Genomic DNA, 17737 nt, shown 5'->3' on the forward strand with positions numbered 1-17737 from the left:
CAGCTCGCCAGCAAGCTTTCCAGGGTCAGCGATGGAGTCTGCTCGTTGCTCAAATGGGGTCGCTAGCTCCCAAGCTGCGACGGCGGTCCTAATGGCCGCACCCAACTTCGGCGCAGTCATAAAATCTCCCCAAGGTTGATACATTATTGATATACAACTACACTTGCGTCAATGGGCTTGCTTCCCCGCAGCCAAGGAGGTGTCAATGCAAACCACGCTTAACCCAGTAGACCTCGCCCAAGCGCAAGCGCTCTTGCGCCGACTCCCAGATACATTTTCTAGCATTCTTAGAACAGTCCATTTGAAGGCGACCCCTGACGGTCATATTTGTGTTTCCTATGACACGCAAGGCTCTTCGAAGCGCGAAGTGACGGCGACATCTCCTGATGAAGCGATTCGACTGGTTCTCGTTGACTTGGCGTCGTATGTGGCTTCGTCCGCACAACAACACGAATCAATTCAGATGAGTTCCACTCTTGCCGGCGTAGAACTGTTAACGGAGACGTCTTCTTCAGAGCGCACGCTTTTCAAGGCGAAGCAACAGACCCTTGGTGCTTCATTGCCTTCCCGCCTCAAGGAACATCTCAGCGAGTTGGCCGCCACCGAGTCGACGAGCTTCGCCGACGTATGCCGGCGATTCGTTGTCTTCGGATTTGAAGATTTCGTTGCGAGGTCGCTCTACGCGAGCCCCACCTCGCTATTCGATGTGCTTTCCAACGAGTTACACGAATGGGATGACTCCAACACCGAGCAGGTAATGGTGCGCTTGGACCCAGGCCACGCCATGCGGCTGCGGTCAACCGCAAAGGAGTACGAGAAGTCTGTCTCCGAGTTGACCGTGCTGTGCGCGGCCCATGGCATTGCGATGCAAAGGCTGCTTGAGCCCCTCAAATCTCGGATTTCCAAGTGCAGGGGGCCGGCGGTTAGAAGTCTGGTTTCGAAGCTCGGACTTCAGCCTTTTGCCGTTCCTCTCGTATCGGGCATCCTCGCAGGGAGCGTACGCGCACCAAGGAAATTGCTTCCCAAACTTGCCTTAGCCTTGGAAGCGCCCGAGTCTCTGCTGCCCACTGTGTTCCGGGGTAGCTTTGACCGGAGGCTGGTACCCGCATTCAAAGCGGAGGCCGGAAAGCCCGAGCTCTCTATGGCACCTACGACTTGGACCACCGCTGTGAAGGCGTTGAGCCTTTCCCCGGAAGACGCGAAAGCTCTTCTTGAACTAGGAGTCTGATAAGCATGAGTCCCTTCCAGCGCGCTCGAAATGAAGCACTTGCAACCAGAGCGAAGCTGGACCCCCTGCATGCGCAGACCCCGATGGCGGCCAAAGACCTGCTGCAAAAAGTCGAGTCGGTCTTAAACATTGCGATTGAGCCCGTGCCGCCGACCTATCCTGACCTTGGGGGCGGGACCGCTGTTCTCCAGCGGGATCAAATGTTCATCTATGTGAGTACCGAGGTGGACAAATGGAGTGCCGAGTTCTGTGGTCTTGTCGCCCATGAGCTCGGGCACTTCTTTCTTGATGCTACGAAGCCGGCCACGACTGTCGCGCACCTGAGCGCTTTGTCGGGCAGCGCCGGCGGCCCAGCGGTTCTCAAGGTCGAAGCCTATGGCGCGCGAGAGCGGGCAGAACTCCAAGCAAATGTCTTCGCCCGCGAGTTGCTCTTACCAAGAGATGTCGCCCGGCAATTCGCATTGGCCGGGAAGGGGCCGGCAGATGCTGCCACTGAGCTTGGCTTGCCACTGGAATTCGCTAGGCAACAAATGCTCGATGGTCTTCTCCTTCCGGAGTCAACCGCGACCCCGAGCCCGCTAAGTAAACCGAGCTCCGATCAGTTAGCGGCGGCGAGAGCCGAAGAACGCGCGGCCAATGTGGTCGCAGGACCCGGTACAGGCAAGACCACGACGCTCATTCATCGAGTCAAATACTTGGTGGAAGAGAAGCATGTGCATCCGAGCCAAATTTTGGTCCTCACGTTCACCAACAAAGCGGCGCTGGAATTGGTCGAACGCCTGCGAAGCGCTGGAATTGCCGATGCTTCCGATATCTGGGCGGGCACATTCCACTCCTTCGGACTGGAGTTCCTGCGGAAGTACCACCAGCACTTCAAACTGGACTCGGACCTTCACGTGTCGGACTTGATGGGATCTATGACCAATCTGGTCAAGGCGCTGCCGCGCGTCAAGCTCGGGTACTTCCTGCGTGTTGAAGACCCGTATGACTGGCTTGGGCCCGTCAGCGACGGCATCACGAGGCTCAAGGAGGAAATGGTCTCCCCGGCTGCATACAGGGGCTTTGTAGAAAGCAATGAGGTCGAAGACGAGGAGCTACAACAAAAGCGCCTGGATGTGGCCACCCTTTTCGAGCTCCACGAGACCTTGCTCAACGAGCGCCGAGCTGTCGACTTCGTGGACCTCATCTCGAAGCCGGCGATTGCACTAAAAGGCGATAGGACGCCATTCATCGAGTTGGCCGACCGCTTCCAATACGTCCTCGTGGACGAATACCAAGACGTCACGCAGGCCATGGTCGAACTGCTTCGTCAGCTGGCCCACAAGAAGCATATTTGGGTGGTGGGCGATGTTCGGCAAGCTATTCACCATTGGCGCGGCGCTTCACTCAAAAGCCTTCAAAAGTTCGACGTCGAGTTCAAGGCGCACGCCGCCGGGACTTCAATCCAGCGCTATCCCTTGACGTTCAACCGGAGAAGTTCGCAGGAGGTCGTCGACCTCACGCAGCAGATTGGCCGTAATCACACTCTCGAGAGCACGTTGAGGCTCGATGAGGTCGTTGCGACCAATGGTGCATCGGGGCTAAAGCCGGTGGTTGTCACCTGCCGCGACGGCGATGCCCTGCTCGGAGCAGTCTTTGAACACATCAACGAATTGCAGGCCAACGGAGTACCTTTCGGTCACCAAGCGGTGCTTTGCCGCAGGTCGAGCGACGTAGAGCGTGCCGCGGAGCTTTTGGAGCAGGCGGGGCTTCCCATCATCTACATCGGAGATCTGACCGCGCGGGCCCAGGTCAAGCACATCCTCTGCCTCATCCAACTCCTCGTTGAACGCCGACCCAAGGCACTGATCGGCTTGTCGGGGATTTCGACCCTCAACATGCCGCTGGCTGACGTAGACGTTCTGCTAAAGGCTGCCGAGAACGATGTGGCCTTCCAGAGGGGGCGCTGGATTCACGCCCCACCCCCGGGCCTCAGCCCTCGCGCACTCGAGGTGGTGGTCAATCTCCGAGACCTCATCGGACAGTTTCAGCATGGCTCCAATCCCTGGGTATTCATCTGCCATCTCCTGCTGGACAAGCGCTTCGGCCTCCCGCCTACCGCTGACACTAGCGTTCGAGCCTGGGTAAGTCGCATTGCCCTCTTGCAGTTCGCCTACAGCGTGCGAAACGGCGACGGTGAGGTGAAGGAATCGAGGCTGTCACGGTATCTACTGCGACAACGGCTGCGGCAGCGAATCGGCGATGCCCAAGGTCAGCGTGAGCTTCCGCCGGAAGCGGCCGTACTCGACGGCATCCGCGTGATGACAGTTCACGGCAGCAAAGGACTGGAGTTTGAGGCCGTGCATGTGGGCTTCGTGAGTGCGGATAGCTACGGAAGCCGCGAACCCAGTTGGAGGCCAGATGGAATTCTCGACATCGTGCCGCCCGAGGCTCTCGGTAGCAGCATGGAAGAATACAAATTTGAGGAATCCGTCGAACGGAACAACCTGCTTTACGTGGCCGTCTCGAGAGCTAAGCGGTATCTGTATCTCTATCAAGACAATAAGTTTAAGAACTCGGCCGCACCCCAGCTGGACCACTATCCCAAGAAGTACCTTTCAAAGGCATACGGCGGGTCTTCGCTGACCACTGCGAAAGTGGCGACGAATGGGGCGTTTGTTGCGCCGACGGTGTTGCGCTTTGAGGATTTCTATAGCTACGCAATTTGTTCGCTCCGCTACTGGTACAGCCACGTCCTGGAGCTGCAAAGTGAGTCTGATATCGACGTGTCGCTGCGCGCCCGATGGGCAGTGATGGAGGCGCTCAAGGCGTTCTCCTCGGGTGCCTCGGGCTCGACAGAGGAGGCGCTGGGTGCAGCCTGGATGAGCCGAAAGCTGCCCACTGCGGTCGAAGACCCCTCTCTGTGGGCCGACGCGCTCTATGCGCTTGACAGAGGTGAGCGCCAGGTGGAGACCTTGCGGGAGCGAGGGGGGCGATTCGATCAGGCCTCGGCCACCATCGGCGAACTAAAGCTGCAGATGCCATGGGGTTTTCGCATTAATGGGACTTATGGCGGAACCGAGTACGCAATCCTGAGGTTCTCTCGTCGTGGCATCAGCGACTTCAAGACCATCATGAATCCGGTGCTTCGTGGGCTGGACTTACCGGGACCTACGTCGATGTCGCTTCACCATGTGCTTTCGGAGAAGATCGACCAAGTAGAGGGCTCTAAGGCAATTGAAATGACCAAGGCATACAAGGCGGCACAGCGTTTCGTCACTGGCGACAACACGCCGGTCATCGGTCACCAATGCGCCCGTTGTGATTTCCACACGATCTGTCCGTCTGCCCCCCGGTAGGTCGCGACTCACGAGCTCCGCAGATCTACACGCTCCCACGAGACGACTCGGACGGGGCTGTTTGCCCAAGCGAAGACAAAGCACATCAGTGGTGGTTCACGCATAGTACGAGGCCTGCAGTCACAGTCGAACAGCAGCAAGTGATGCATACGAGCTACTACGCCGCTGTGGCTTCAACAGAAGTATCGAACTTGTTCCAGATAGCTGCCGTACTGCTCGTGAGATCCAATCTCTGGACGGCTCGATCGGCGACTTGATCAATCATTCAAGTTGCCCTGGTTAATTTCTTTACATCGCTCTTGTTTTGGTTTTTTGAGTGTTGAATCGCAACTCGAAAAGTCGCGTTACGACTATTCCTGAATGAGCCAGACCATGGGCGCATGGCCGTTTCTCTTTATCACGCTGAATACGAAGCGCTGCGCAATCTAATGCGTAGCCTTCGGGTGACGGCCGGACTAACGCAGGCGCAGATGGCCGAAGCCTTGGGCGTGGGCCAGTCCTATGTCTCCAAGCTTGAACGTGGCGAGAACTTCGTTGACGTGCTGCTGTTTGCCCGGTGGTGTTCGGTTTGCGGGGTCAAGCCAGACATCGGGTTGGAAGGAGAACAAGCTATTGAGGGCCGTTCCCATGAAACGGAATGAAGGCAGACTCAAGCCTCTCTCTTGCCTCTCTCCAGATACGCCTTTCAACAGGGCTTTGATGGCGTGCAAAACCCTGGATGACCATCGTGCCTCCAGTGAAATTCGCGCGAGGCAGGGCGGCGTCGAGGAGACGCGGCGCAAAGAATTTCCGCGTCTATCGGTGTGGACGCTCGGCTCGGGGCTTTGGTCTTTGCGAGTCCCCAAGGAAAGCACCGCAACCGCCTCGAGCCGCACGCTCAAGTTGATGGCGATTGGCGGCAAACTGATCCGCCGCAGCTTGACGGGTGCCGAGGACGCGGAGCCACTGATCTCCGCATTCGCGCAGGGAGTGGTGCTGGGGTTCTACCGCCTTGCACAGAGCGACCTTCCCGGCGAGCTGGAAGGCGTGGGTTTTTGGCGGCATTGCGAGTTGGCTATCGTCCACCAAGCTGGCGTGGCCGGCGGCCGGCGGATTCGCGCGCAGGATGATCGAAACCCGAACCGGTAAGTTGTCACCGGTGCAGCGCCGCTCGCACGGCGCTATACCCCGGTCGCGCCCGCGCGCGACCCCCTCCACCGAAAGCAGGCCTCCCGCACCTCATCAACCAGCGCCGACAGCGCCTCAGGCGCGGTGCCGCTCCCACCGCGCTGAATCACAAACCGCGCCGGCGGCAACACCGGCAAAAAGCTCCCCGCCGCAATGGCCTTCAGCCCCGGCGACATGCCCGAGGGCGTCAGCACAGTAATGGCCAGCCCGGTAACGGCCGCTGCCGTCAACGCGCTCGAGCCCTGCGCGGTCAGCACAATCTGCCAGTTGGTCGCGCCATGGCCCGCCAGCGACGCCAGCGCGGCTTCACGAAAAGGGCAGGGCTCCGAAAGAAAGGCGAGCGGAATCGGCCCCTCGGGGTCGAGCAGCGACTTTTCTGAAAACGCCCAGACGAGCGGTTCCATCCAAAGGGTTTCGGTGTCGCTCCCGGCATCGCACACGGTGCCGACCATCAGGTCGAGCGAGCGTTCGCGCACCTGCCTGGCAAGCACGGTGCTGATGCCGCAGGTTACTTCCACATGCACGCCCGGCCTGCGGCTGCGAAAGCCCGCCAGCGCGGCAAACAGCCATTCGCTCGGAAACCCTTCAGAGCACCCTAGGCGCAGCGTGGTCGGCGCATGGCGCGGCGCCGCAAGCCTGGAGACGGCCTGCTGCTGCAGGCTGAGAATGCTCCGGGCATAGCTCAGCAGCACGCTGCCTTGCGCGGTGAGCTGCAGCGAGCGGGTGGTGCGCTCGAACACGCGGCAACCCAGCTGCTCTTCCAGCCGCTTGATCTGCGCGCTCACGGCCGATTGGGTCAGGTGCATGGCGTCGGCCGCGCGGGTCACGCTGGCGTGGTCGGCAACCGAGACAAAGGCGCGCAGCAGTTGGGAGTCCAGCATGGCGGTTCAGTGCAAATGGTTCTGAATGTCTGCAAATTATGTTGCTTGTGTGCTTTGTGCGGCGTGCCTAGCCTCGGCTCACCGCAACCAATCACCCTGCACACACGCCATGAAAGAACTGCTCTACATCGAAACGTCGCCGCGCAAGGCGCGCTCCGCCAGCACCGAAGTGGCGGGCGCGTTCATCGACGAGGTGCGGCGCATGCACCCGCAGTGCCGCCTGACCACGCTGAACCCCTGGACGATGGATTTGCCCGAGCTGTCGCAAGACATGCTCGACGCCAAGTACGCCGGCATCAACGGTGTGCCGCTCACCGCCGCGCAGCAAACGGCGTGGGACGAAGTGCGGCGCATTGCCGCGCCCTTTCACACGGCAGACCACATCGTGCTTGCGGTGCCGCTCTGGAACTTTGGCATTCCCTACAAGCTGAAGCAGCTGATCGACGTGGTCTCGCACAAAGACGTGCTTTTTCGCTTCGACGCATCGGGCCTCTCGGGCTTGCTGCAGACGCGCATGGCAACGGTGGTCTGCGCGCGGGGGCTCGACTATCCGCTGGGCAACGACGGCTCCGCGCACAAACTCGACTTTCAGCTGCCCTATATCGAGACATGGCTGCGCTTTATCGGCGTGCGCGAAGTGCGTTCGGTCATCGTCGAAAAAACGCTGATGGGGCCAGAGGTCGATGCCGATGCAAGAGCCGCCGCAAAGCGCAGGGCCGTGGAGCTTGCCGAGGGGCTCTAGGGGCGTGAGCGCGGGGCGGTTGCAGGGCCGCGCAGACTTTGACACCATGGCCGCATGACCTACCAACTTCACTACTGGCCCACCATCCAGGGCCGAGGCGAATTCGTGCGACTCGCGCTCGAGGCGGCCGGTGCCGATTACGTGGACGTGGCGCGGCTGCCGGAGTCGAAGGGCGGCGGCGAGTCTGCATTGGGCGGCCGGCTCGACGACCCGGAGATCGTGCGCCCAGCGTTCGCACCGCCGTTTCTCATCGACGGCGACATCGTCGTCGGGCAGACGGCGGCCATTCTGCTGTACCTTGGGCCGCGGCTGGGGCTTGCGGGCGTCGGCGAATCGGACGGGCTGTGGACGCACCAGCTGCAGCTCACCATTGCCGACGTGGTGGCCGAGGCGCACGACACGCACCATCCCATATCCACCGGCGCCTATTACGAAGACCAGCGCGACGCGGCTGTGCAGCGGGCGCGGGCCTTTCGCGAAGAGCGCATTCCAAAATTCTTGAACTGGTTCGAGCGGGTGCTGCAGCGCAACCCCGCGGGGCCGGCGCACCTTGTGGGCGATGTGCTCACCTACGCCGACCTGTCGCTGTTCCAGCTGGTGGATGGGCTGCGCTATGCATTCCCGAAGGCTGCTGCAAGGGCGCTGGCCGACACGCCCCGGGTCGAAAAGCTGCACGACAACGTCAAGCGCCGCCAGCGCGTGCACGACTACCTGCAAAGCCCGCGCCGCATCGCGTTCAATGAAGACGGAATCTTCAGGCGCTATGCGGAGCTGGATGGCTGAGGTTATTCGGCGTCGCCAGCCGCGTCGCCGTCGTTGCGAATGCGCAGCGCCGTTTCATACAGCGCATTGCGCGGCGCGCCGCTGATCTCGGCCGCCAGGCGCACGGCGGTTTTTACGGGCAGTTCGGCCAGCAGCAGCCGCAGCACGCGTTCTCCCTCGGCGCCGTCGTCGCCGACCACTGCCATGGGGTGCAGCACCAGCGCGAACTCGCCGCGCGTGCGGTCGCGGCCGGCTGCAAACCAGTCGGGCAGGGTGTTGGCGGGCACGGTCGCAATTTCTTCGAATTGCTTGGTGAGCTCGCGCCCCACGGTAATGGGCCGCTCGCCCAGCACCGCGAGTGCGCGCGCCAAAGCCTCGATGCGGTGCGGGGCCTCCAGCAGCACGACCGCGCGGGGTTCTTGCGCAAGCGCCTGCACGGCAGTGTCGCGCTCGCCTGCCTTGCTCGGCAGGAAGCCCGCGAACACGAAGGCGCTGCTGGCGTTGCCGTCGCCGCCGTCGGCCACCAGGCCGGCCGCACCGATGAGCGTGGTCACGCTGCTGGCGCCCGGCAGGGGCAGCACGCGCTGGCCGGCCGCGCGCACGGCCGCCACCAGCCGCGCGCCGGGGTCGCTTACGCCCGGCGTGCCGGCGTCGCTTACGTAGGCAATGCGCTCACCCTGTGCAAGCCGTGCGGCCACGGCCTGCGCGGCCTCGGCCTCGTTGTGCTGGTGCACGGCCAGCAGCTGGGCGTTGGGCCGGTCGATGCCGTAGGCGCGCAGCAGGCTTTGGGTGTGGCGCGTGTCCTCGCAGGCCACGGCGTCGACAAGCTGCAGCACATGCAGCGCGCGCAGGGTGATGTCGGCCAGGTTGCCGATGGGCGTGGCCACCACGTAGAGCGTGCCCTGCGGATAATGCTGCGCACCCGAGGCATCGCGCGCTGCCGCAAGAGCGGCGCCGAAGGTGGCGGGGGCGAGTGAAGCCAATGGGTTTCTCCGAAGAAGCAAAAAAATAGCCGGCAGGGAGCAAGCATGAAAACCATCACGACGAAGCATCGGGGCGATGCGGCGGAAGACGCCGCGCTCGACCATCTTCAAAATGCCGGCCTGGCGCTGGTTGCCCGCAATTATCGAACGCCCGGGCGCGGAGGCGGCGAGATCGACCTGATCATGCGCGATGCGCGCGACGGAACGCTGGTGTTCGTCGAGGTTCGCCAGCGCAGCACGGGCTCGCATGGCGGTGCCGGCGGCAGCATCACGGGCGTGAAGCAACGGCGCATCATCTTTGCGGCGCGGCACTACCTGAACGGGCTGCGCACGCTGCCGCCATGCCGCTTCGACGTGGTGCTGGTCGAAGAGCGCATTACCTGGCTGCAGGGGGCGTTCGACGCGGGCTAGCGTCTTTGGCGGCGGCGCGGGAACTCGACGCCCGCTGGAGGCTCCACACCGCAAACGTCTTGTTTCATTGCCCCCCGGTATCATCCCGCCCCATGCTCGAGCAACGGATTCAGCAACATTTCATCGATAGCGCCGACCTTAAATACCAGGCCGGCCCAGTCCTCAGCAAACCCATATCGCAAGCCATGCAGGCCATCCTGGCGTGCGTGACGAGCGGCGGCAAGGTGCTGGCCTGCGGTGCGGGCGTGTCGGGCCTGCTTGCCGCGCAGTTCGCGGCGCAGTTTGTGGGCCGCTTCGAACGCGAGCGGCCCGAGCTGGGCGCCATTGCGCTGCCCGGCGACAGCACCGACCCCGCGGCCGACAGCGCCAACGCAATAGACGCCGACCGTTTTGCCCGCCAGGTGCGTGCGCTTGGCCAGGCCGGCGACGTGCTGCTTGCCATCAGCGCCAGCGGGCACTCGGCGGCGGTTCTGGCCGCGGTGCTGGCTGCGCATGAGCGCGACATGACGGTGGTGGCCCTGCTCGGCAATGCCAGCATCGGCCAGCCCGCCCCGCCCGCCGCGGGCAGCACCGGCACCGGCGGCGCCATCGGCCGCGCGCTGCGCGAAACTGATGTTCAGATTGGTGTGTCGCACGAGCGTGCGGCACGCATCCACGAAGTCCACCTGCTCGCACTGCATTGCCTGTGCGACGGCGTGGATGCCCAGCTACTCGGAGAACAGGAAGCTTCCACATGACGACGACACCATTCCAACGCCTCGCCATTGCATTCGCCTCGGGAGCCGTGCTGGTTGCCGGGCTTTCCGGCTGCGTGCCGCTTGTGGTGGGCGGCGCGGCCGCAATGGGCGTGGGCATGGTGGCAACCGACCGCCGCAGCTCCGGCGCCCAACTGGACGACCAGGGCATCGAGTTGCGCGCAGCGGCCCGCGTGCGCGAGATTGCCAACGACAACATGTACGTGAGCGTGACCAGCTACAACCGCCAGGTGCTGCTGACGGGCGCCGTGGGCAACGAGGCCGACCGCCGCCGCGTCGAAGAGGTGGTGCAGCGCGTGGACAACGTGCGCACGGTGGTCAACGAGCTCACCATCGGCCAGCCCAGCACCTTCCAGGACCGCTCGAACGACGTGTTCATCAGCGGCAAGGTCAAGGCATCGCTGCTCGACGCCAAGGACATCTTCGCCAATTCGTTCAAGGTGGTTACCGAACGCGGCGTGGTCTACCTGATGGGCATTGCCACGCGCCGCGAGACCGACCGCGCAACCGAAATCACCCGCGGCATTGCCGGTGTGCAAAAGGTGGTGCGCGTGGTCGAGATCGTGAGCGAGGCCGAACTGGCCAGCCAGGCCCAGCGCGGCGGCACGGGGGCTGCGCCTGCGCCGGCACCCACTTCGGTGGCTCCGGCGCCTTCGTCGTCGTCTTCGCGCGTGCCGCTGCCGCCGATGGAGCCGCTGCCGCCGGCCGGCCAGCCGGGTGCCGTAACCACTACGCCCGTGCGCTGATCTCTGGCGAACGCCAGGCCAGGCAAACAAAAAGCCCGCTTGCGCGGGCTTTTTTTATTTGAGCCGGATGATCAGGCTGGACGTGTCCCACCGGCTGCCGCCGGCTTGCTGCACGTCGGCATAAAACTGGTCGACCAGCGCGGTAACCGGCACGCGCGAGCCGTTGCGCTTGGCCTCGTCGAGCACCAGGCCCAGGTCCTTGCGCATCCAGTCGACCGCAAAGCCATAGTCGAACTTGCCTTCGATCATGGTCTTGCCGCGGTTGTCCATTTGCCAGCTTTGCGCGGCGCCTTTGCCAATCACTTCGAGCACCGCCTTCATGTCAAGGCCGGCGCGCTGGCCGAATGCAATGGCTTCGGATAGGCCCTGCACCAGGCCGGCAATGGCAATCTGGTTGACCATTTTTGCAAGCTGGCCGGCACCGCTGGCGCCCAGCAGGGTAACGGCGCGCGCAAAGGCGTTGATGACCGGCTTGACGCGCTCGAAGCCCGCCTTGTCGCCGCCGCACATCACGGTAAGCGCGCCGTTCTGCGCGCCGGCCTGGCCGCCGGAAACCGGGGCGTCGATGAAGTGCAGGCCCAGCGCCTGCGCCGCGCTCGAAAGCTCGCGCGCCACGTCGGCCGAAGCGGTGGTGTGGTCGACAAACACGGCGCCTTTCTTCATGCTTGCGAAGGCGCCGTTGGGGCCCAGCACCACGGAGCGCAGGTCGTCGTCGTTGCCCACGCAGCTGAAGACGATGTCTGCGCCGGCAGCGGCGTCGCGCGGCGTTGCGGCGAAGCGGCCCGGCGCGCCGAATTCGGCAACCCAGGCTTCGGCCTTTGCGGGCGTGCGGTTGTACACGGTAACGTTGTGGCCGGCCTTGGCCAGGTGGCCGGCCATCGGCCCGCCCATGACGCCAAGGCCCAGAAAGGCCACCGTCTGCGCGGGGGTGGATTCGTAGGTTCGGGTGTTGATGCTGCTCATGGGCAAGAGCTTAAAGCCAATGAGCGGCCTTCGTCTCGCAGCGGATTCACCCAGCGCACCCGCGGAACCGGCTTTGCCGGGCCGCTGGGTGCGCCCCCCAGTGGGGGGAGGCGCCGAAGGCGCTTCGGGGGGCGTCTAAACAATCGCGAAATGCTCCGTGCCGGCCGAAAGATCGGAGCTGCGCGCGCGCTGGCTGTTGAGCTTGATCTGCAGCCGCAGGTCGTTGGCCGAGTCGGCGTTGCGAATCGCGTCTTCAAAGGTGATCGAGTGGCTTTCGAACAGGTCGAACAGCGCCTGGTCGAAGGTCTGCATGCCGAGGTTCCGGCTCTTCTTCATGATCTCCTTGATCTCGCCCACTTCGCCCTTGAAGATCAGGTCCGAGACGAGCGGCGTGTTCAGCAGCACTTCGACTGCGGCAACGCGGCCCAAGCCGTCTTCGGTAGGAATCAGGCGCTGCGAAACCAGCGAACGCAGGTTCAGCGACAAGTCCATCAGCAGCTGTGCGCGGCGTTCTTCGGGAAAGAAGTTGATGATCCGGTCGAGCGCCTGGTTGGCGCTGTTGGCGTGCAGCGTGGCCATGCAAAGGTGGCCGGTTTCGGCAAAAGCCACGGCATGCTCCATGGTTTCGCGGTCGCGAATTTCGCCCATCAAGATCACGTCGGGCGCCTGGCGCAGCGTGTTCTTGAGCGCAGCCTCCCAGCTGTCGGTATCAATGCCCACTTCGCGCTGGGTTACCACGCAGTTCTTGTGCGGGTGCACAAACTCCACCGGGTCTTCCACCGTAACGATGTGGCCGTAGGAGTTTTCGTTGCGCCAGTCGATCATGGCCGCAAGCGTGGTCGACTTGCCCGAGCCCGTGGCGCCCACCATGATGGTGAGGCCGCGCTTGGTCATCGACACGTCCTTCAGCACCTGCGGCATGCCCAGGCCGTCAATGGTCGGCAGCTTGGCCGGAATGGTCCGCAGCACCATGCCCACCTTGCCCTGCTGCACGAACGCGTTCACGCGAAAGCGGCCAATGCCGGTTGGCGAAATGGCAAAGTTGCACTCCTTGGTGCGCTCGAACTCGGCCGTTTGCCGGTCGTTCATGACCGAGCGCGTGAGCGCCAGCGTGTGCTGCGCGCCCAACGCCTGCTGCGACACCTTGGTTACCTTGCCATCGACCTTGATGGCGGGCGGAAAGTCCGCGGTTATGAACAAGTCGCTGCCGTTGCGGCTCACCATGAGCTTGAGCAGGTCGTTGATGAACTGGCTGGCTTGATCGCGTTCCATGATGTCGGTGCTCCGAAGGGCTGTGGATCAGCCTGGGAAATTCTCGGGGATCTTGGCCTTGCCGCGTGCTTCCGCAGCCGAAATGGCATTGCGGCGCACGAGGTCGGTCAGGTTCTGGTCCAGCGTCTGCATGCCGGAGCCCTGGCCGGTCTGGATGGCCGAATACATCTGCGCCACCTTGGCTTCGCGAATCAAATTGCGAATGGCCGGCGTGCCCAGCATGATCTCGTGCGCCGCCACGCGGCCCTGGCCGTCCTTGGTCTTGCACAGCGTCTGCGAAATAACGGCCTGCAGCGACTCCGACAGCATGGCGCGGATCATTTCCTTTTCCTCGCCCGGGAACACGTCGATGATCCGGTCGATGGTCTTGGCGGCCGACGAGGTGTGCAGCGTGCCGAACACCAGGTGGCCCGTTTCGGCCGCGGTCATTGCCAGGCGAATGGTTTCCAGGTCGCGCAACTCGCCCACCAGAATGGCGTCCGGGTCTTCGCGCAGGGCAGAGCGCAGGGCGTTCGAAAACGACAGCGTCATCGGCCCGACTTCGCGCTGGTTGATGAGGCACTTTTTCGATTCGTGCACGAATTCGATCGGGTCTTCCACCGTGAGGATGTGGCCGTATTCGTTTTCGTTCAGGTAGTTGACCATGGCGGCCAGCGTGGTCGACTTGCCCGAGCCCGTGGGCCCGGTTACCAGCACCAGGCCGCGCGGCTTGAGCGCCAGGTCCGCGAAAATCTTGGGCGCGTTGAGCTGCTCCAGCGTCAGGATCTTCGAAGGAATGGTCCGGAACACCGCAGCCGCGCCGCGTGCCTGGTTGAAGGCGTTCACACGAAAGCGGGCAAGGCCGTCGATCTCGAAGGAGAAGTCGACCTCCAGAAACTCTTCATAGTGCTTGCGGTGGGTGTCGCTCATGATGTCGTACACCATCGCGTGCACCGCCTTGTGGTCGAGTGCATCGACGTTGATGCGCCGCACGTCGCCGTGCACGCGAATCATGGGGGGCAGGCCGGCCGACAAATGCAGGTCGGAGGCTTTGTTCTTGACGCTGAATGCCAGCAGTTGGGTAATGTCCACGGGGCTCCTCGGCTCGAGTTCGGTGACGTTTTGATACGATTTTGGACGATTATGACGATGATTGGCGACGACCTCCAGCAAGTAAAGAACCGGATCGCAAAGGCCTGCGCCGCCGAGGGGCGCAACCCGGCCGAAGTCCGGCTGCTGGCGGTGTCCAAGACCTTCGGTCCGAAGGCCGTGCGCGAGGCCCACGGGGCAGGCCAGCGGGCCTTTGGCGAGAACTATGTGCAAGAGGGGCTGGACAAGATCGAGGCGCTTTCAGATCTGCGTGCGGAGCTCGAGTGGCACTGCATCGGCCCTCTGCAAAGCAACAAGACAAGGCCCGTGGCCGAGCATTTCGACTGGGTGCACAGCATCGACCGGCTCAAGATTGCCGAGCGCCTTTCGGCGCAGCGGCCGGCACATTTGCCGCCGCTCCAGGTGTGCCTGCAGGTGAATGTGGACGGCGGCGCCAACAAGTCTGGCGTGCCTCCGGAAGAGGCTTTGCCGCTTGCGCGCGCTGTGGCGGCTTTGCCACATTTGCAGCTGCGCGGGCTCATGGCCATTCCCGAACCGGCGGCCGATTACACGGCCCAGCGCGAACTGTGCGTGCGCGCGCGTGCGGTTTACGAAGCCATCAGCGCCGAGGGCATCGAGGTCGACACGCTTTCGCTGGGCATGAGCGCCGACCTGGAGGCGGCCGTCAGCGCGGGTAGCACGATGGTTCGCATTGGTACGGCCATCTTCGGCGGGCGGCCGCAAAAACCTGCCTGACGATCCTCATGGGCCGCCCATCACCGGCCCCTGCTGCTGGTTGGCTTGCGCTGCGTTCTGTGCCCGAATCTCGCTCATTATTTGCCCCCGCTGCTGGTCGGTTTGCTGGATGTGCTGATCGCTCTGCTGAACGCTGGGTGCGGGCTGGCTGATGTCCATCTGTGCTGGCACGGCAAAGAGCGAGCGGGAGGCGAAGACCACCGACTTGTCGCCAATATAAATACCCGACAGGTCTTTCTCCGTAATGCTCGACCGGTGGCAGGCGGCCGTGCCTTGGGCCAGGCGTTCTTCGGAGGTGCCCTTCGGAAGGAGGTCTTTGAGGGTGCTGTACAGCGCATTTTGCGGATGACCCGGGTCGCTGAAATCGCGCAGCAACGGGCGGCTCTTGTCAGCCGCGGCAATGATGGCCGTTGCGGATATCGGATACCTCTCATCGCGTCGCTCCAGGCCGTCTGGCCTGCGCTGCTCGGCCATGCGCGCCGCCTGCAGCCGCATCGCGGCCAATTCGGCCTGCGCCGCAGCCGCCCGGGCTTGCGCTGCGGCCGTCTCGGCTTGCGCCGCCGCAATGGCTGCGGCAGCGGGTTGGGCCATCGGCTGCGAAGCCGGGGGCCTGGCGGCGCGCTCCCCGGCGGCGTCTTGACGGTTTGGCACATGCTCTCCTCGGCTTGGGGCCAATGCCTGCTCCTGCACGGGTTCCTGCACGCGTTCCGGCGTACGCTTCACCGAAGGCTGCAGCGTCCTTTGAGGACTCGGTTCATTCCCGAACCGATCCCTGTCCTGCGCCAGCGCAATCTCCAGGTCACGCATCAGGGTCTGCTCCTGCGCCTGGTGCACCCGGTACAACGGGCCGCCTTTGGCCCGGTGGATTTCATCGAGCTTGCCCACCGGCTGCAACGAGCCCGCAGAAATCTGCTCGGGCTCGTCCCGGCGCTTGTGCGCCTCGGCAAAGCTCATGCCGCCCGGCGTGGGCACGATGCGCGATTCATGCGTGGTGATCTGGGCAATGGATTCCTTCTGCGCAGGAGCCTGTGCAGGCGCAGGGACCACCTCAGCCTGCGGCATCTGCGCCGCGCCTTGTTCGTTGACCGGCCTACCGACGGCGTCGAAGTAGCGCTCGTTTCCGACGCGCCCGCCGTTCCGGTCAAGTTCATAGATGACGGTGCGCGGCTCGCCCACCACCTCTTGCCCGCTGTTGATGGTCACGGTGCGGTGACCGGTTTCCGCGTTGTGCATCACCCACGCGCGGCTGCCGTCCTCGCCCACGAAGTCGAAGCTTGCCGCGCCATTGGCGTGGGTCTGGATGCTGACGGTGGTGTAGGTGGCAAGGCCGCTTCCCGCCTCTACCACCACAGGTGCGAGAGCCGGATCTCCCGAAGTGGGCGCGTCAGTACCCCTCGAAGCAACAGGGCGCATCTGGTAGTCGGCCACGCTTTGTGCCGCGCTCCCCTTCAGGATCATGCGCCCCGCGGCGTCCATGCCCGAGGCGAAGACGCTCGATGTGCCGGCCTGGAATTGATCGTCCACTCGTTGGCCGGAGATGCGCGCCTCCATGATGGCGCCGGTCGCCTCGTCGCGCCAGGTGGTGACCTGCACGGCGGGTTGCCGGGTTTCCGCCGTGCTGCCGGCGCCGGCTACCGTGGCCGTTCCGGTGTTTTCGTAATACGTGCCGTCGACGGCATAGCCTGCGGGGCTCAGGCCGCGCATGACGTTCCACTGGCCCAGCCCGATGCCTTGCTGAACGACCTGGATGGTTTCGGCGGGCGTGAGGTTCGCCTGCCAGCCCAATGCCTTGACGGCCCGCGCGGGGCTGTCGATGTAGTTGGCGGCAGCGCTGGCGGCGGCGTCGGCTGCCGGTTCCGTGAAGGCCTCGGCACCCTTGCCGATGAGCTTGTCCGCCATCCAGGCGGCGCCTTCGCCGAGGACCTTGCCGCCCAATTTGCCGGTCAGCGATTCGGCCATGGCCATCGCGCCCTGGGTGCCGATATCGCCAGCCCGCCGGCCAGCTGGGCGTTGCCGGTGTTCACTGCGGCGACGACGCCACCGGGCTTCCAGGGTGTGAGGCCGACGCGCAGGCTGCCGATGCCGGGGTCGCCGTTGGCGGGGTTGGGCGTGCGGACATCGAGCACGCCCGTGTCGGTGGTGCCGTCGGACGTCCAGTGGCCGGTCCAGGCGTTCAGGGTGACGGTGCTGCCGATGTTGACTGAGGTGTTGGAACTGTTTCGCAGTTCATAGGAGGCTGCGGAGAAGGCGAGGCCGACAGCACCTTCGGCGGCGAAGCTGACCGTGGCGTTGGGGTAGGGACTTTCGTCGTTGCCAGTCAGATGCTGAACCAGCATCACGGTCTGATTTACAGGAACGGCCGGCTCGCCGAACCCGCCCGCCTGCGGGCCACGGGTGATGCGCACAGTGTCCGAGAAGATGTTGGGGTCTTCAATCTCTTTTTGGGTCACCAGATCCAGGCGTGGCATTGCCCTTGGTGAGCCGGTGATGATCAGTTCGTTCGTGGTGGGGTGGAAGAAGGCTTGGTAATTGATGCGGGCCTGATACTGGCTTGCCGGCAATACAAGCCGGCCAGGTGAAACAGCGACAAAGCCCGGCGGCGGAGATGGCGAGCGGGCGAGCCCAAGCATCTGGGCAGTGGTAAGTGTGGATGACATAGCTGACT

17 protein-coding genes are annotated in these 17737 nt (G+C 63.6%); 10 read left to right on the forward strand and 7 right to left on the reverse strand.

Annotated elements, in window-relative coordinates:
- Positions 1-205 precede the first annotated feature (205 nt).
- The 4 genes from J2X67_RS04755 to J2X67_RS04770 all read left to right on the forward strand — a co-directional run bounded on the left by J2X67_RS04755 (position 206) and on the right by J2X67_RS04770 (position 5694).
- Positions 206-1228 (forward strand): hypothetical protein, encoded by a 1023-nt coding sequence (locus J2X67_RS04755; RefSeq protein WP_309950994.1) that lies wholly within the window; start codon positions 206-208, stop codon positions 1226-1228.
- 5 nt (positions 1229-1233) lie between these two features.
- A complete protein-coding gene (locus J2X67_RS04760; RefSeq protein ID WP_309950995.1) occupies positions 1234-4566 on the forward strand; it encodes an ATP-dependent helicase in 3333 nt (1110 codons plus the stop codon).
- 380 nt (positions 4567-4946) lie between these two features.
- Complete coding sequence (locus J2X67_RS04765) at positions 4947-5207, forward strand: helix-turn-helix transcriptional regulator (RefSeq protein ID WP_309950997.1); 261 nt, start codon at positions 4947-4949, stop codon at positions 5205-5207.
- A gap of 58 nt (positions 5208-5265) precedes the next feature.
- Positions 5266-5694, forward strand: a complete 429-nt coding sequence (locus tag J2X67_RS04770; RefSeq protein WP_309950999.1) for a hypothetical protein — start codon at positions 5266-5268, stop codon at positions 5692-5694.
- 32 nt (positions 5695-5726) lie between these two features.
- Here the strand turns inward: J2X67_RS04770 and J2X67_RS04775 are convergent, their stop codons facing one another.
- The gene (locus tag J2X67_RS04775) at positions 5727-6614 is read right to left on the reverse strand and encodes a LysR family transcriptional regulator (protein ID WP_309951000.1); all 888 of its coding nucleotides are present in this window, start codon (positions 6612-6614) and stop codon (positions 5727-5729) included.
- A 109-nt stretch (positions 6615-6723) separates the two neighbouring features.
- Between J2X67_RS04775 and J2X67_RS04780 the strand changes: the two genes are divergently transcribed.
- Entirely contained in the window at positions 6724-7356 is a 633-nt protein-coding gene (locus J2X67_RS04780) for an NAD(P)H-dependent oxidoreductase (RefSeq protein WP_309951002.1), read from the forward strand.
- A gap of 54 nt (positions 7357-7410) precedes the next feature.
- The gene (locus tag J2X67_RS04785) at positions 7411-8139 is read left to right on the forward strand and encodes a glutathione S-transferase (RefSeq protein ID WP_309951005.1); all 729 of its coding nucleotides are present in this window, start codon (positions 7411-7413) and stop codon (positions 8137-8139) included.
- A gap of 2 nt (positions 8140-8141) precedes the next feature.
- Here the strand turns inward: J2X67_RS04785 and rsmI are convergent, their stop codons facing one another.
- Complete coding sequence (gene rsmI / locus J2X67_RS04790; protein ID WP_309951007.1) at positions 8142-9101, reverse strand: 16S rRNA (cytidine(1402)-2'-O)-methyltransferase; 960 nt, start codon at positions 9099-9101, stop codon at positions 8142-8144.
- Positions 9102-9146: 45 nt separating this feature from the next.
- Between rsmI and J2X67_RS04795 the strand changes: the two genes are divergently transcribed.
- From J2X67_RS04795 to J2X67_RS04805, 3 genes are all read left to right on the forward strand, one after another.
- Complete coding sequence (locus J2X67_RS04795; protein ID WP_309951009.1) at positions 9147-9512, forward strand: YraN family protein; 366 nt, start codon at positions 9147-9149, stop codon at positions 9510-9512.
- 92 nt (positions 9513-9604) lie between these two features.
- The gene (locus J2X67_RS04800) at positions 9605-10249 is read left to right on the forward strand and encodes an SIS domain-containing protein (RefSeq protein WP_309951011.1); all 645 of its coding nucleotides are present in this window, start codon (positions 9605-9607) and stop codon (positions 10247-10249) included.
- A complete protein-coding gene (locus J2X67_RS04805) occupies positions 10246-11013 on the forward strand; it encodes a BON domain-containing protein (protein ID WP_309951013.1) in 768 nt (255 codons plus the stop codon). Before J2X67_RS04800 ends, J2X67_RS04805 begins: the two co-directional genes overlap by 4 nt.
- A 54-nt stretch (positions 11014-11067) precedes the next feature.
- On the opposite strand, the gene J2X67_RS04810 is transcribed toward J2X67_RS04805, so the two are convergent.
- The 3 genes from J2X67_RS04810 to J2X67_RS04820 all read right to left on the reverse strand — a co-directional run bounded on the left by J2X67_RS04810 (position 11068) and on the right by J2X67_RS04820 (position 14319).
- On the reverse strand, positions 11068-11976 hold the full coding sequence (locus tag J2X67_RS04810; RefSeq protein ID WP_309951015.1) for an NAD(P)-dependent oxidoreductase: 909 nt from the start codon (positions 11974-11976) through the stop codon (positions 11068-11070).
- A gap of 135 nt (positions 11977-12111) precedes the next feature.
- Complete coding sequence (locus J2X67_RS04815) at positions 12112-13248, reverse strand: PilT/PilU family type 4a pilus ATPase (protein ID WP_309951017.1); 1137 nt, start codon at positions 13246-13248, stop codon at positions 12112-12114.
- 27 nt (positions 13249-13275) lie between these two features.
- Entirely contained in the window at positions 13276-14319 is a 1044-nt protein-coding gene (locus tag J2X67_RS04820; RefSeq protein WP_309951019.1) for a type IV pilus twitching motility protein PilT, read from the reverse strand.
- A 51-nt stretch (positions 14320-14370) separates the two neighbouring features.
- Between J2X67_RS04820 and J2X67_RS04825 the strand changes: the two genes are divergently transcribed.
- Positions 14371-15072 carry a YggS family pyridoxal phosphate-dependent enzyme gene (locus J2X67_RS04825; RefSeq protein WP_309951021.1) on the forward strand — a complete coding sequence of 234 codons (702 nt, stop codon included), beginning with the start codon at positions 14371-14373 and terminating at the stop codon, positions 15070-15072.
- A gap of 6 nt (positions 15073-15078) precedes the next feature.
- Here the strand turns inward: J2X67_RS04825 and J2X67_RS04830 are convergent, their stop codons facing one another.
- Positions 15079-17031, reverse strand: coding sequence for a hypothetical protein (locus tag J2X67_RS04830; protein ID WP_309951023.1), 1953 nt, complete (start codon positions 17029-17031; stop codon positions 15079-15081).
- Positions 17016-17729, reverse strand: coding sequence for a hypothetical protein (locus tag J2X67_RS04835; RefSeq protein WP_309951025.1), 714 nt, complete (start codon positions 17727-17729; stop codon positions 17016-17018). The genes J2X67_RS04830 and J2X67_RS04835 overlap by 16 nt, the downstream gene beginning before the upstream one ends.
- Positions 17730-17737: the final 8 nt, after the last annotated feature.

It is taken from the genome of Variovorax sp. 3319, from assembly GCF_031456585.1.
In the GTDB taxonomy this organism is placed as follows: Bacteria; Pseudomonadota; Gammaproteobacteria; order Burkholderiales; family Burkholderiaceae_C; genus Variovorax; species Variovorax paradoxus_P.

Bases quoted from the DNA above. Each gene is read 5' to 3' on its own strand.
- J2X67_RS04755 (WP_309950994.1), top strand. From the start codon at position 206: ATGCAAACCACGCTTAACCCAGTAGACCTCGCCCAAGCGCAAGCGCTC.
- J2X67_RS04825 (WP_309951021.1), top strand. From the start codon at position 14,371: ATGACGATGATTGGCGACGACCTCCAGCAAGTAAAGAACCGGATCGCA.
- J2X67_RS04760 (WP_309950995.1), top strand. From the start codon at position 1,234: ATGAGTCCCTTCCAGCGCGCTCGAAATGAAGCACTTGCAACCAGAGCG.
- J2X67_RS04795 (WP_309951009.1), top strand. From the start codon at position 9,147: ATGAAAACCATCACGACGAAGCATCGGGGCGATGCGGCGGAAGACGCC.
- J2X67_RS04810 (WP_309951015.1), bottom strand. From the start codon at position 11,976: ATGAGCAGCATCAACACCCGAACCTACGAATCCACCCCCGCGCAGACG.
- J2X67_RS04770 (WP_309950999.1), top strand. From the start codon at position 5,266: ATGGCGTGCAAAACCCTGGATGACCATCGTGCCTCCAGTGAAATTCGC.
- J2X67_RS04765 (WP_309950997.1), top strand. From the start codon at position 4,947: ATGGCCGTTTCTCTTTATCACGCTGAATACGAAGCGCTGCGCAATCTA.
- J2X67_RS04800 (WP_309951011.1), top strand. From the start codon at position 9,605: ATGCTCGAGCAACGGATTCAGCAACATTTCATCGATAGCGCCGACCTT.
- J2X67_RS04785 (WP_309951005.1), top strand. From the start codon at position 7,411: ATGACCTACCAACTTCACTACTGGCCCACCATCCAGGGCCGAGGCGAA.
- J2X67_RS04780 (WP_309951002.1), top strand. From the start codon at position 6,724: ATGAAAGAACTGCTCTACATCGAAACGTCGCCGCGCAAGGCGCGCTCC.
- J2X67_RS04835 (WP_309951025.1), bottom strand. From the start codon at position 17,729: ATGTCATCCACACTTACCACTGCCCAGATGCTTGGGCTCGCCCGCTCG.
- J2X67_RS04805 (WP_309951013.1), top strand. From the start codon at position 10,246: ATGACGACGACACCATTCCAACGCCTCGCCATTGCATTCGCCTCGGGA.
- J2X67_RS04775 (WP_309951000.1), bottom strand. From the start codon at position 6,614: ATGCTGGACTCCCAACTGCTGCGCGCCTTTGTCTCGGTTGCCGACCAC.
- J2X67_RS04830 (WP_309951023.1), bottom strand. From the start codon at position 17,031: ATGGCCGAATCGCTGACCGGCAAATTGGGCGGCAAGGTCCTCGGCGAA.
- J2X67_RS04815 (WP_309951017.1), bottom strand. From the start codon at position 13,248: ATGGAACGCGATCAAGCCAGCCAGTTCATCAACGACCTGCTCAAGCTC.